9 protein-coding genes are annotated in these 12,315 nt (G+C 71.7%); 3 read left to right on the top strand and 6 right to left on the bottom strand.

Annotation, left to right across the window (positions count from 1 at the left end):
- Positions 1–62: 62 nt before the first annotated feature.
- The gene (locus AC5WS8_RS16465) at positions 63–857 is read right to left on the bottom strand and encodes a class II aldolase/adducin family protein (RefSeq protein ID WP_496104124.1); all 795 of its coding nucleotides are present in this window, start codon (positions 855–857) and stop codon (positions 63–65) included.
- Positions 858–1,154: 297 nt separating this feature from the next.
- Here AC5WS8_RS16465 and AC5WS8_RS16460 point away from each other — a divergent pair, with 297 nt between their 5' ends.
- Positions 1,155–1,628 (top strand): pyridoxamine 5'-phosphate oxidase family protein, encoded by a 474-nt coding sequence (locus tag AC5WS8_RS16460; protein ID WP_496104232.1) that lies wholly within the window; start codon positions 1,155–1,157, stop codon positions 1,626–1,628.
- A 9-nt stretch (positions 1,629–1,637) separates the two neighbouring features.
- Here the strand turns inward: AC5WS8_RS16460 and guaA are convergent, their stop codons facing one another.
- Complete coding sequence (gene guaA, locus AC5WS8_RS16455) at positions 1,638–3,218, bottom strand: glutamine-hydrolyzing GMP synthase (RefSeq protein WP_496104123.1); 1,581 nt, start codon at positions 3,216–3,218, stop codon at positions 1,638–1,640.
- Between the two features lie 344 nt (positions 3,219–3,562).
- On the opposite strand from guaA, the gene AC5WS8_RS16450 reads away from it, so the two are divergent.
- On the top strand, positions 3,563–3,928 hold the full coding sequence (locus tag AC5WS8_RS16450; RefSeq protein WP_496104122.1) for a chorismate mutase: 366 nt from the start codon (positions 3,563–3,565) through the stop codon (positions 3,926–3,928).
- A gap of 732 nt (positions 3,929–4,660) precedes the next feature.
- Here AC5WS8_RS16450 and AC5WS8_RS16445 read toward each other — a convergent pair.
- Positions 4,661–5,791 carry a hypothetical protein gene (locus tag AC5WS8_RS16445; RefSeq protein ID WP_496104121.1) on the bottom strand — a complete coding sequence of 377 codons (1,131 nt, stop codon included), beginning with the start codon at positions 5,789–5,791 and terminating at the stop codon, positions 4,661–4,663.
- 186 nt (positions 5,792–5,977) lie between these two features.
- On the opposite strand from AC5WS8_RS16445, the gene AC5WS8_RS16440 reads away from it, so the two are divergent.
- The gene (locus tag AC5WS8_RS16440; RefSeq protein ID WP_496104120.1) at positions 5,978–6,970 is read left to right on the top strand and encodes an LPXTG cell wall anchor domain-containing protein; all 993 of its coding nucleotides are present in this window, start codon (positions 5,978–5,980) and stop codon (positions 6,968–6,970) included.
- 101 nt (positions 6,971–7,071) lie between these two features.
- Here the strand turns inward: AC5WS8_RS16440 and AC5WS8_RS16435 are convergent, their stop codons facing one another.
- The 3 genes from AC5WS8_RS16435 to AC5WS8_RS16425 form a co-directional block, all read right to left on the bottom strand.
- Positions 7,072–8,877, bottom strand: coding sequence for a GMC family oxidoreductase N-terminal domain-containing protein (locus AC5WS8_RS16435; RefSeq protein WP_496104119.1), 1,806 nt, complete (start codon positions 8,875–8,877; stop codon positions 7,072–7,074).
- A gap of 90 nt (positions 8,878–8,967) precedes the next feature.
- Positions 8,968–10,608, bottom strand: a complete 1,641-nt coding sequence (locus AC5WS8_RS16430) for a succinic semialdehyde dehydrogenase (RefSeq protein WP_496104118.1) — start codon at positions 10,606–10,608, stop codon at positions 8,968–8,970.
- A gap of 115 nt (positions 10,609–10,723) precedes the next feature.
- On the bottom strand, positions 10,724–11,956 hold the full coding sequence (locus tag AC5WS8_RS16425) for a serine/threonine-protein kinase (RefSeq protein WP_496104117.1): 1,233 nt from the start codon (positions 11,954–11,956) through the stop codon (positions 10,724–10,726).
- Between the last annotated feature and the right edge of the window lie 359 nt (positions 11,957–12,315).

Here is a 12,315-nt window from a genome sequence, read left to right as displayed (position 1 = left end):
GGCGGTGACGAGCCACCGGAGCCTGTCCGCGTGCGGCGCCGTCCGCGTGCGGCGCCGGCGGGTCAGCCGAGCAGGTCGGGTTCGCTGCGGGTGATGTCCTGCCACAGCGGCTGGTAGTTGATCCAGGCCACCAGGTCACCGCCGAGCTGTTCCCGGGTCGCCACCGCCTGACGGTGGTCGATCAGGACGGGTCGTCCCGCGGCCTTCGCGGTCAGCTGCACCTGGCAGGAGCGTTCCATCGACAGGAACCACCAGGCCGCCGCGTCCACCGAGTCGCCGACGGTCAGCAGTCCGTGGTTGCGCAGGACGAGCGCCTTGCGGCTGCCGAGCGCGGTCGCGATCCGGCGGCCCTCCTCGGTGTCCACGGCGACGCCGGTGTAGGCGTCGTACACGGCGTGATCCTCGTAGAACGCGCAGGACTCCTGGGTGATGGGGTCCAGCAGATCGCCGAGCGCGGCGAGGGCCCGTCCGTGCACCGAGTGGCAGTGGGCGACGGCGACGACATCGGGGCGGGCGGCGTGGACCTGGGCGTGCACGGTGAACGCGGCCTGGTTCACGTGGTAGCGGCCGTCGATCACCTGCCCGTCCTGGTTGGCGAGCACCAGGTCGCTCACGGTGACGTGCCGGAACGGCATACCGAAGGGGTTGACCCAGAAGCAGTCCGTGAACTCGGGGTCGCGTGCGGTGATGTGTCCGGACACCCCGTCCTCGAAGCCGAGCCGAGCGAAGATCCGCAGGGCGCCCGCGAGCCGTTCCTTGCGGTGCCGGCGCTCGTCCTCGACCGACTCGTGCATCGGCGGCATCGCGAACCGCAGCTGGTCGGTGGGCAGGGGCGGGGGCGGAGTGGGGCCGTGCATGGTTCCTCCGGCACTTGACTTCGTCAACGGGCCGGAAGGTACCGCCGGTCCGGCGAGGATGACAGTGCTGGTTGGTAAAGATGCGGCGCAGGCGGCCCGGGCACGCGCCGTGCACCCGTCCCGGACGCGCCGCACACCCCGCCCCAAAGACGCCGCACACCCGACCCCGGACGCGCCGTACACCCGGCCCCGGACGGACCGTGCCCCGGCCGGTGGCCCCCTGCGCCCAGCCTGCACAGGCGGTACCCGACAGAGGATGTCGGGAATCGGCGTCAGACTCGCCGTATGGCAACGAGCATGTCACCGAACTGGGCGGCTTTCGCCGCGGCGGAACCGGCCCTCGCCCAAACCGCTGAGGAACGCTTCCGATCCTTCACCCACCACGTCCTGGCGACACTGCGCCGGGACGGCTCCCCCCGCACCACCGGCCTGGAGGCCCGCTTCTTGGACGGCGAACTGTGGCTCGGCATGATGCCCGGCTCGCTCAAGGCACTCGACCTGCGCCGCGACCCCCGGTTCGCGCTCCAGGCGAACCCGGGGCCGGGCACCGGGATGGGCGGCGGCGATGTGCGGATCAGCGGGCGGGCCGTGGAGGTCGAGGACGCGCAGGCCAAGGGCGCGTACGGGAAAGAGGTGGAACCGCCGCAGCCGTTCCACCTCTTCCGCACCGAGCTGACGGAGGTCGTACGGACCTACGTCGAGGACGACACGTGTCTGGTCGTCCAGGTCTGGAGGCCCGGAGAGCCGGTGCGCACTCTCAGACGGGCATGACCTGCGGGCTCACTCCCACTCGATGGTGCCCGGCGGCTTGGAGGTGACGTCCAGGACCACGCGGTTGACGTCGCGGACCTCGTTCGTGATCCGGGTCGAGATCCGCGCGAGGACGTCGTACGGCAGCCGGGACCAGTCGGCGGTCATGGCGTCCTCGGACGACACGGGGCGCAGGACGATCGGGTGGCCGTAGGTGCGGCCGTCACCCTGGACGCCGACGCTGCGGACGTCCGCGAGCAGGACCACCGGGCACTGCCAGATCTCACGGTCCAGACCGGCCGCCGTCAGCTCCTCGCGGGCGATGGCGTCGGCCTCGCGCAGCAGGTCCAGGCGCTCCTTGGTGACCTCGCCGACGATACGGATGCCGAGGCCGGGACCCGGGAACGGCTGGCGCTGGACGATCTCCTCCGGCAGGCCGAGCTCCTGGCCGACCATGCGGACCTCGTCCTTGAACAGCTTGCGCAGCGGCTCGATCAGCTTGAACTCGAGGTCCTCGGGGAGGCCGCCGACGTTGTGGTGGGACTTGATGTTGGCGGTGCCGGTGCCGCCACCGGACTCGACCACGTCGGGGTAGAGGGTGCCCTGCACCAGGAACTCGACCGCGGCGCCCTCGTCCGCGATGATCTCGGCCTGGGCCTGCTCGAAGACCCGGATGAACTCACGGCCGATGATCTTCCGCTTCTCCTCGGGGTCGGAGACGCCCTTGAGCGCGGTGAGGAAACGCTCCTCCGCGTCGACGACCTTCAGCTGGACGCCGGTGGCCGCGACGAAGTCCTTCTCGACCTGCTCGGTCTCACCCTTGCGCATCAGGCCGTGGTCGACGTACACGCAGGTCAGCTGGGAGCCGATGGCCTTCTGGACGAGGGCCGCGGCGACGGCGGAGTCCACACCGCCGGACAGGCCGCAGATCGCGCGCTTGTCGCCGACCAGCTCGCGGATCGCCTCGACCTGCTCCTCGATCACGTTGCCGGTGGTCCAGGTGGGCTTCAGGCCGGCACCGCGGTAGAGGAAGTGCTCGAGCACCTGCTGGCCGTGCGTGGAGTGCATGACCTCCGGGTGGTACTGGACGCCGTAGAGCTTCTTCTCGTCGTTCTCGAAGGCGGCGACCGGGACGACGTCCGTGGAGGCCGTGACGGTGAAGCCCTCGGGGGCGGCGGAGCAGGCGTCGCCGTGGGACATCCACACGGCCTGCTCGGCCGGGGTGCCCTCGAAGAGGGTGGAGGACGGCTTGGAGACGGCCAGGGCCGTACGGCCGTACTCGCGCGCTCCGGTGTTGTCGACGGTGCCGCCGAGCACCTGCGCCATCAGCTGGAAGCCGTAGCACATGCCGAAGACGGGGACACCGGACTCGAAGATCCGGCGGTCCAGACGGGGGGCGCCCTCCTCGTACACCGACGAGGGGCCGCCGGAGAGGATGATCGCCGCCGGGTTCCTGGCGAGCATCTCCTCCACCGGCATGGTGCTCGGCACGATCTCGCTGTAGACCCGGGCCTCGCGGACGCGACGGGCGATGAGCTGGGCGTACTGCGCGCCGAAGTCGACCACCAGGACGGTGTCGGTGGCGGCGGCAGCGGGGGTCGCTGATGACACGGGGTGCCTTCCGGCGGTTGGGCGGGTCCTTGTGCCACCCGATTCTACCGAGGTGGCCGCGGGTGCCGTCCCGCCGCCGCCGAGCCGCCGCCCGTGGAGCTCCGTCTCACCATGCGGGCCGCCTTGGACACCGTCCCGCCCCACGGCATACTGGCCTCATGCTCACCCACGCGACGATCTTCGTCTTTACCTATGGCGACCGGCCCGCCGGCTGCCATGGTCGTGCTGCTTGAGCTACTGACAAGCGACTTCCCAGGCGCCCCGGGCCGACAAGGTCCGGGGCGCCTGGTGTTTCCCGGTCCTGTCGATTCGGGGCACCGCGTACCCGTCACGAGGAGCCCCGCATGACCGCCGCCACCGCCAACACCGACGCCCCCACCGCCGCCACCGCCGCCACCGCCGCCACCGCCGCCACCGCCGCCACCGCCGCCGCCGCCACCGAGAAGACCGGCGCCCGGACCGACGACGCCGCGAACCTGATCAGTGACGCCCGTGAACGCATCGACGCGCTCGACGACCGCATCATCGGTCTCATCCAGGAACGGATGGCCGTCTCCGCCGTCATCCAGGAGGCCCGTATCGCCTCAGGCGGCCGACGCGTGAACCTCTCCCGCGAGATGGAGGTCCTCGGCCACTACCGGGACGCGCTGGGCAAACCCGGCACCGCCCTCGCGATGACCCTGCTCGAGCTGTGCCGGGGCCGGATCTGAGACCGGGTGCCCGGACCCCCGTTCCGTGGACGTGCGTACGGGCCCCTCTCACCCGTACGGCACGTGACCGGCCCCGCGGCGCCTTCGTTGTGCCCGGTGTCCGCGCCAGCCAGGGGCGGGCCCGAAAGAACCACGCGTGGCTCCGCTGGAGCGGTGAGACGTACGGATCGTTCTGTGCGTCGTGGGACCTCGCTCCAGGGATGTGACCGGACGGCAGGGGACAGCAGCCCGGTCACCCAGTGACCGGTCGGCTCCGGGGACGCCCGGAGCCGACCGGCGGAATCTGTCCAGAGGTGGTCGAAACGGTTGCGGAGGCCGTGACCCATCGAGCACGATGCGAGGAACAGAGAGCCGACGGCACCCACACGGTCCCTGGCGGACTCACGGTCCCTGGCGGACTCACGGTCCCTGGCGGACTCACGGTCCCTGGCGGACTCACCTCGCAGACTCACGGTCCCTGCAGACAACAGCATCGTTCCCCCTACCGACTGCCAATGGTCGACACCACGCGCGCTCCTCGCGCGCGCCGGAGCGCACCACCGGCGGTCACGCAGCAGGCGGCGCAACCCCCCGGCGCCGCTTTCCGGGCACCGGCGCTGCCCTGACGTCGGTGCTGACGGAGAAGGGCCCCGCGGATTCCCCGAGCCCTCGGCCAGGCCGAGCCGGGGTCCCCCCGCCGCGGGGCCCTTCGCCACCCCGCCGCAGTGCGCCTCAGGTGCGCGGGGGCCGTGCTCAGGTACGGGAGACCGTCCCACAGTCCTTCGGGCGTTCCCGGGGGAGATCCTTGCTGCGGTCGTACGGGTCGCTGGTGGGGCCGGTGGGCGGCGCGCCCGTGGGCTGCTGCGAATCGAACTGCGGGTGCAGGAAGCCGTCGTAGACCTGGCATGCCGAGTTGCCGGCGTCCTCGTCGAAGCGGAGCAGGGTCAGCTTGCCGGGGGTCACCCGGTAGCGCCGGGGGTTGGGCAGTACCAGGTCGAGCACGCGGCGCACGATGGTGCGGGTCACCTCCTCGGTCTCCGGCCGCACCAGCGGGTAGACGAAGGTGTAGTCGGCGTGCACGACGAGAGATCCGTGGTCGCCCTCCTCGAAGCTCATGCGACCGCGGGTCTTGACCACGTCGCCGACGAGCCGGGCCTCGTCCGGCTTGAAGCGGCTGAACAGCACCAGCGGATCGTGCTTCTCGTCCGGCGCGCGCAGCGACGCCTCGAGGTGATCGAGCGTGTCCGGCTGAAGCGGGTCGATCAGGGCGAGCGCTGCCGCGGGGCGCTCGCCGCGCAGCGTGCCGGGGTCGAGGTTGGCGTCGACGAGCAGTGCCCTGCTCTGCTGCAAGGCACGGGCCACCTGCTGCCGGGAGAACACGCCGGTCGGCTCCGCCTTCGGCAGGACGATGCCGGCCACGCCGTCGGCCCAGCGCTCGGCCGGGGAGCCGGCGAAGGGGCGTTCCAGGGTGGGGGTGTCCGAGGGTGCGGCGGACGGTGGCGCGGTGGGGGGCGCGGTCTCGGCGGGCAGTTCGGGAGCCGAGTCCGCGTCCCTCCCGGAGCGGGCGCCGAACGGGTCGCCGGGTATCAGGGAGGGCTTCATCGCCACGGCGGCGACGACGACCGCGAGCACCAGCCCCAACGCCGTCCACATGCCGCGACGGCGCCGCGCCGCGCGGCGCGGCGCCGTCGGCGCGGCGCGCCAGCCCTCGGGGCGCACACCCCGCGCCTCCCGGTCCCGCAGCCGTGCGGTCACCATGCGGGCCCGCGCGGACGGCTCTTTCGGCGCGGAGGCACGGATGTCCCCTTCGCTGTCGCGGGCGAACCGTTCCCAGACGTCGTCGGGGAGGGACGGTGGGGGCTCTTCGGGGTGCTGATCAGACACGAGGGTCAGTTCTACGGGCAGCGACAGCCGGTTCACAAGGCGCGACAACATGTGACGCAGCACACACAGGTTTGCCATGAGTCGGAGCGCAACCGTTCACAAGCCCCACTGGTCACACCTGTCGAATTCATGGGCCACGCCGCGCCCCACACGCGGAGGCCTCCCCCTGACTTCTCGAGGTCTTCAATGAAGCTTCGCCGTGCCCTGGCCGCTGCGGCCGCGACGGCTGCCATAGCTCCGCTCGCACTGCTGTCGGCACCGGCCGCGTTCGCGTCGGACGACACGTCGTCCCCGTCGGTCAGCGGTTCCCCGTCCGACACGTCGTCCGCCAGCGCGTCCACGTCCGCGTCCGCGGGCCAGTCGGCGTCCTCCAGCACTTCCGCGTCCCCGTCCGCGAGCGAGTCGGCGTCCGCCTCCTCCTCCGCCTCACAGTCCGCCCCGGCCACGCCGCCGAGCCAGAGCTCCGAGCCGAGCGACGAGCCCACCGAGCCCGCCGGTGACTGCACGGAGCAGGACTCCCACTACAAGTCGAAGCTGAACGCTTCGATCACCGGCCTGCCCGGCAAGATCGCGGTCGGCAGCGGCTGGCACCCCTTCACGCTCAAGGTCAGCAACCCGACGAGCGACGCCGTCAAGGACGTCATCTTCTACGCGGGCGTGGGACCGAACGACGAGAACGCCGAGAACGCGTTCAAGGCCAGCCAGGTCCAGCTCCAGGCGAAGGTCGACGGCAGCTGGGTGGACATCGAGGACGGCGGCTACTCCGCCGGGTTCCTCGACCTCAACGACATCGCCGGCGGCCAGACGCTGAACTACCAGCTCCGCCTGAACGTGAAGGCGAACGCGCCGATCGGCAGCGGTCTGACCATCGGTGGCGGCGTGTACTTCGACGAGCAGGAGAACTGCCTCGGCGCCGGCCAGGCCGGGTACGTCATCGAGATCGTCAAGGCCGGTTCGGACACGGACGGCACCAAGCCCCAGGAGGGCGGCAAGGTTCCGGTTCCCACCAGTAAGCCGAACCAGAGCAACACCCACGAGGTGACCGGCACCCTCGCCTCCACCGGTTCCTCCTCGGCACTCCCGACCATCGCGCTCGTCGGTGGCGTCGCCGTCGTCGCCGGTGGCGGCGTGATGTTCGCGGTGCGGCGCCGGAAGGCCGGGGGCCACGCCTCCGCGTAACCGTCGCGGGTGCGGGCGGACCGCGTCCTGAAAGCAGCTGAAAGCAGGGAGAAGGACCTGGGCTCGGAGGGGGGCCCAGGTCCTTCTTCATCTCCTGCGCGCTACTGCTTCTCGGGCACCGCCGGCATCCCCAGGAACGGCAGCCGCAACGCCCCGAACGCCTCCGCCGGCACCGCCGGGTGCCGCGGTTCCACCGGCTTGAGCCGTTCGTACGGCGTCCCCTGGGCCGGGCGCGGGTCCGTCTCGCCGTTGTTCGGCCAGTACGACATCGCCCGCTCGGCCTGCGCGGTGATGGTCAGCGAGGGGTTGACACCCAGGTTCGCCGACACCGCCGCGCCGTCGACCACCGAGATGCCGGGGTGGCCGTAGAGCCGGTGGTACGGATCGATGACGCCCGTCTCACGGGAGGCGCCGATGGGGCAGCCGCCGAGGAAGTGGGCGGTCAGCGGGGTGCCCATCAGTTCGCCGACGTTGCTGCCCGCGAATCCGTTGATCTCGGCGGCGAGCACGGACGCCGCCTCGGAGGCCGCCCTGATCTGCTTCGGGTTGGGGCTGCCGTGGCCCTGCCGGGCCGTCAGCAGGCCCTTGCCGAGGCCCTTCGGCTTCAGGTACGTCGTCAGGGAGTTGTCCAGCGACTGCATCACCAGGCCGATGATGGTGCGCTCCGACCAGCGCCGGTTGGACAGGGAGCGGGCCATCAGCCAGGGATGGCGTGCCGCGTTCACGAGCCAGGCCAGGGCCCGGGAGCGGCCCTGGGCGTAGGGGACCTGGAGGATCGACAGGCCGCCCATCGCGTTGGAGCCCTTGCCGTAGCGGACGGGCTCGATGTGCGTGTTCTCGTCCGGGTGGATCGAGGACGTGATCGCCACGCCCCGCGTGAAGTCGACCTTCGCCGCGCCGTGCGCCGCGCGGTAGCGCCGGTCGTCGGTCTGCGCGCCCACCAGCGCCTCGGAGTTGGTGCGGGTCAGGTCGCCCAGCCGGTCGGAGAGGTACGGCAGCCGGCCGCTCGCCTTCATGCGGTGCAACAGGGTCTGGGTTCCGTAGGTGCCCGCCGCGAGCACCACCTGCCGCGCCGTGAAGATCCGCCCCCTGCCCCTGCGCCTGTCGTCCGTCGGCAGGGTCGCCACGGCGTACCCGCCCCGCGAGTCGTCCGTGACCGACACGGCCGTCGTCATGGGGTGCACGATCGCGCCCGCCTTCTCGGCGAGGTGGAGGTAGTTCTCGTTCAGGGTGTTCTTCGCGCCGTGCCGACAGCCCGTCATGCACTCGCCGCACTCGGTGCACGCCCGGCGGGCCGGGCCGGCGCCGCCGAAGTACGGGTCGGGGACCTCCTCGCCGGGCCGGGCCCTCACCGTCCCTCCGGCGTCCTCGCCGTCGCCGAAGAACACGCCCACCGGTGCCAGGTGGAAGGTGTCCCCTACGCCCATCCGCTCGGCGGCCGCCTTGAGGTGCACGTCGGAGGGGGTCATGGTCGGGTTGAGCCGTACGCCGAGCATGCGCCGCGCCTGGTCGTAGTACGGCTTCAGCTCCTCCTGCCAGTCGGTGATGTCCCGCCACTGCGGGTCGTCGAAGAAGGGCTTCGGCGGTACGTAGAGGGTGTTGGCGTAGTTGAGGGAGCCGCCGCCGACGCCGGCGCCCGCGAGGACCATGACGTTGCCCAGCAGGTGGATGCGCTGGATGCCGTACATACCCAGGGCCGGCGCCCAGAGGTAGTTCTTCAGGTCCCAGGAGTTCTTCGGCAGCGTCTGGCGGGTGAAGCGGCGACCCGCCTCCAGGACACCGACGCGGTAGCCCTTCTCGGTCAGGCGGAGTGCGGAGACGGATCCGCCGAACCCCGAGCCCACGACGATGACGTCGTAGTCGTACCCGTCCTCGTCCCGGGCCTGGACAGACTTCTCCTGCGACACGTGCTCTCCTCGTCGAGAACGGGTGTTGTTGGTACGGGTGTTGTCGGGTGCGGGTGTTGTCGGGTGCCGGTGTCGACCGGCGCCGAGGCGCTAGCGGAGGTGCAACGCCTTCATCACCTTCAGGCTCCGGCTCATGAACGCGGCGTACTTCTCGTCGTCCATCCCGAGCGACGGAGCCATCGGCAGCAGCCGCTGCTGGGCGACCGTCTGGGCCTCCGTGTACTTGAGGATGCCCTCCGAGCCGTGGCGGCGGCCGAGGCCGGAGTCCTTCATGCCGCCCATCGGGGACTGGACGCTGCCGTATGCCGGCGCGTAGCCCTCGTTGACGTTGACCGTGCCCGTGCGCAGCCGGGCCGCGACCGCGCGCCCGCGCCGGCCGTCCTTCGTCCAGACCGACGCATTCAGGCCGTACGGCGTGGCGTTGGCGCGCTCGACGACCTCGTCCTCGGTCGCGAAGCGGTAGACCGAGACGACCGGGCCGAAGGTCTCCTCCTCGCACACCGCCATCGGTGCCTCGACGCCGTCGAGGACGGTCGGCTCGTAGAAGTACGGGCCGACGTCCGGGCGGGCCACCCCGCCGGCCAGCACCTTCGCCCCCTTGGCCACGGCCTCCTCGACATGCCGGGTCACCGTCTCGAGCTGCCGTTCGCCGACCAGCGATCCCATGTCGGCGCCGTAGGCGAGGGACGTGCCGAGCCTCAGGGCCTTGGTGCGGGCGACGAACCGCTCCAGGAAGGCGTCCGCGATCGACTCGTGGACGTACAACCGCTCGATGGAGATGCACAGCTGCCCGGCGGAGGAGAAGCAGGCCCGCACCGCGCCCGCGGCGGCCTTCTCGATGTCGGCGTCCCGAAGGACCAGCATGGCGTTCTTGCCGCCGAGTTCCAGGGAGACGCCGACCAGACGTGCGGCGGCGCCCTGGGCGACCTCGCGTCCGGTGCGGGTGGAGCCGGTGAAGGAGACGTAGTCGGCGTGCTTGACGATCTCCGGGCCGACGACCGGGCCGTCACCGATGACCACCTGGAAGACGCCGGCGGGCAGCCCGGCCTCGATCAGCAGGTCGCGCGCCCACAGCGCGGTCAGGCAGGTCTCCGTGTCCGGCTTCATCACCACGGCGTTGCCCGCGGCGAAGGCGGGGAGCGCGTCGCCGACCGACAGCTCCAGCGGGTAGTTCCAGGGGGCGATCTGGCCGACCACGCCGCGCGGGTGGCGGAGTTCGGTGACCTTGGTCAGTGTGGGCACGGCGCCGGTGTGCCGCTTCGGCCCCAGGTACGAGGGCGCCTTGCGGCCGTAGTGCCGGGCCGCGACGGCGACGGCCTGCACCTCCTCGTGGGCGTGCAGCCGGGCCTTGCCGGTCTCCAGCTGGATCAGGTCGAGGACCTCGCCCTGACGCTCCAGCACCAGATCGTGGAAACGGAGGAGCACCGCGGCGCGCTGCCGCACCGGGGTCTGTGCCCAGGCGGTCTGGGCGACGCGGGCCCGGTCGAAGGCGACGGCGACGTCCTCAGGGGTGGACTCGGGCAGGTCGGCCAGCTTCTCGCCGGTGAACGGCGTGTGGTTGGCGGTACGGCCCGAGCCGACCACGCCCTTGGTGAGCCGGGCGACCAGCTCCGGCGTCACCACCTCGACGGCGGTGCGGGCGCCGACGGGGGCGGGCGCGAGGGGGTTGGTGCCGGCCGTGCCCGTACCGGTCTGTGCGGTGGCCTTCTCCGGGGCCTGCGAGTCCGTCATGAGCCGCAGGGTATGCCGGGGCGGAGCGTTTGGGTACCCGTCGGTAACGCGCTTTCACCGGCTGTCCACACCGCGCCAGTGACCGCTGGCAGAGAACGCGCTGATCAGGGCGTTGTCAGGACCCCAGCATGTCCTTGCCCACTTTCAGGCGGTCCCGGGCGCCCTTGAAGAGAGAGGTGCCGCGCTTCTCGTCCGGGGTGCCCTTCGGCATGTCCACGCGCAGCAGGTAGTACTCGCGGGCGGCCGTGACGATCAGCAGCTGCATCACCCGGTGGCGCTGTCCCCCGGCCTGGTACGTGGTGTCGGTGAGCATGGCGTCGTAGCCGTGGAAGCCCGTGGGGGTGTACTGCGTGCTGGGGTCGTCGCCGGGCCAGGATGCGGTGGCCTGCCGTGCCCAGGCCCTGAGGGGGGTGGGGACCGATGCCTCCCGGGTCAGGCGGAGCCGGACGGTGTCGTCGCCGTAGGTCACCGTGCGGTCGGTGGCGGTGTTCCGGGCGATGTCCGACGGTACGGAGACGATCGCGTCGAGCTTCGCCTCGCGGTGCGGGATCCAGGAGCCGGGGGCGGCGATGGCCGGGGCCGAGCTGTGGGTCGCGGTGCGTTCGGTGACCTGCTCGCTGTCGGGGCTGCCGAAACAGGAGGTGCCGAGCCAGGTGCCGCCGACGAGGAGCACGCCGAGCGTGGACTCCACCGTCCCACGGCGGAAGGGGGCCGATCCTTCGACGGCGGCGTACAGCAGCACGCCCAGCGACCACAGGTCGGAGGCGGGGCCGGCGCCCCGGCCGGACATCCGTTCCGGGGCGATGAACTCCAGGGAGCCGACGAACTCCCCGGTGACGGTGAGGGATTCCTCGCCCTGGACGTGTGCGATGCCGAAGTCGGTGAGGACGACCCGGCCCTGCGGGCCGAGCAGGACGTTCGCAGGCTTGACGTCGCGGTGCACGATGCCGACGCGGTGCGCCGCGTCCAGCGCGCCGACGACGGCGAGCCCGATGCGCGCCGCCTCCTCGGCCAGCAGCGGGCCGCGGCGCAGCGCGTCCGCCAACGACTCGCCCCTGATCAACTCCATGACGATCCAGGGGCTTCCGTCCTCCACGGTCACGTCGTGGACCGACACGGCCGCGGGATGGTCGACGCGTGCCGCGGCGCGTGCTTCGCGGTAGAGCCGGTGGGCGGCGCGGCGGTGTGCCTCGTCCTCCGGATCGCCGGGCAGGTGGGGCTCCTTGACGGCGACGTCGCGCTCCATGAGCTCGTCCACGGCACGCCATACGGTGCCCATGCCGCCGGAGCCGAGGCGTTCGGTCAGCCGGTAGCGCCCGTCGATCAGACGTCCCGCGTCAGTACGCATGTCCCATGAGTACCGTGCGCGGTCACGAGTTGTCGAAGCGGGTCCCGGTCACGTGCACGGGGGTGGCAACTGCTGCCGCTCGACAGCGCATGGGCTCGTTCCGGCGTGTATGGGTGAGTGCCGCGCACGGGACACCGAGGCCGCCCGGTCGTCGGAGAGGGAGTGGCGGCGCCGGCGGGAGACCGGGCGCCGGTTTCCTCCGGGCGGACGAGGAGGCCGGGAAGCGGTTCGCGAACGAGACGTCCCGTGTCGGTCCGGACGGTGAGGTGAGCATCAGGCTTCCGGCGCCGCCGGCCCACCCGGCGAACCCGCCGCACGGCCGGTACGCGCCCGCCTGCCGGGCCGGCTTCCGGCACCGC

The sequence above is a fragment of the Streptomyces sp. PTL18 genome (genome assembly GCF_059510295.1).
This window is presented reverse-complemented; position numbering and strand designations above follow the sequence as displayed.

Coding starts and splice junctions, on each gene's coding strand:
- AC5WS8_RS16450 (WP_496104122.1), top strand. CDS start 3,563: ATGACCGCCGCCACCGCCAACACCGACGCCCCCACCGCCGCCACCGCC.
- AC5WS8_RS16430 (WP_496104118.1), bottom strand. CDS start 10,608: ATGACGGACTCGCAGGCCCCGGAGAAGGCCACCGCACAGACCGGTACG.
- AC5WS8_RS16440 (WP_496104120.1), top strand. CDS start 5,978: ATGAAGCTTCGCCGTGCCCTGGCCGCTGCGGCCGCGACGGCTGCCATA.
- AC5WS8_RS16425 (WP_496104117.1), bottom strand. CDS start 11,956: ATGCGTACTGACGCGGGACGTCTGATCGACGGGCGCTACCGGCTGACC.
- AC5WS8_RS16460 (WP_496104232.1), top strand. CDS start 1,155: ATGTCACCGAACTGGGCGGCTTTCGCCGCGGCGGAACCGGCCCTCGCC.
- AC5WS8_RS16465 (WP_496104124.1), bottom strand. CDS start 857: ATGCACGGCCCCACTCCGCCCCCGCCCCTGCCCACCGACCAGCTGCGG.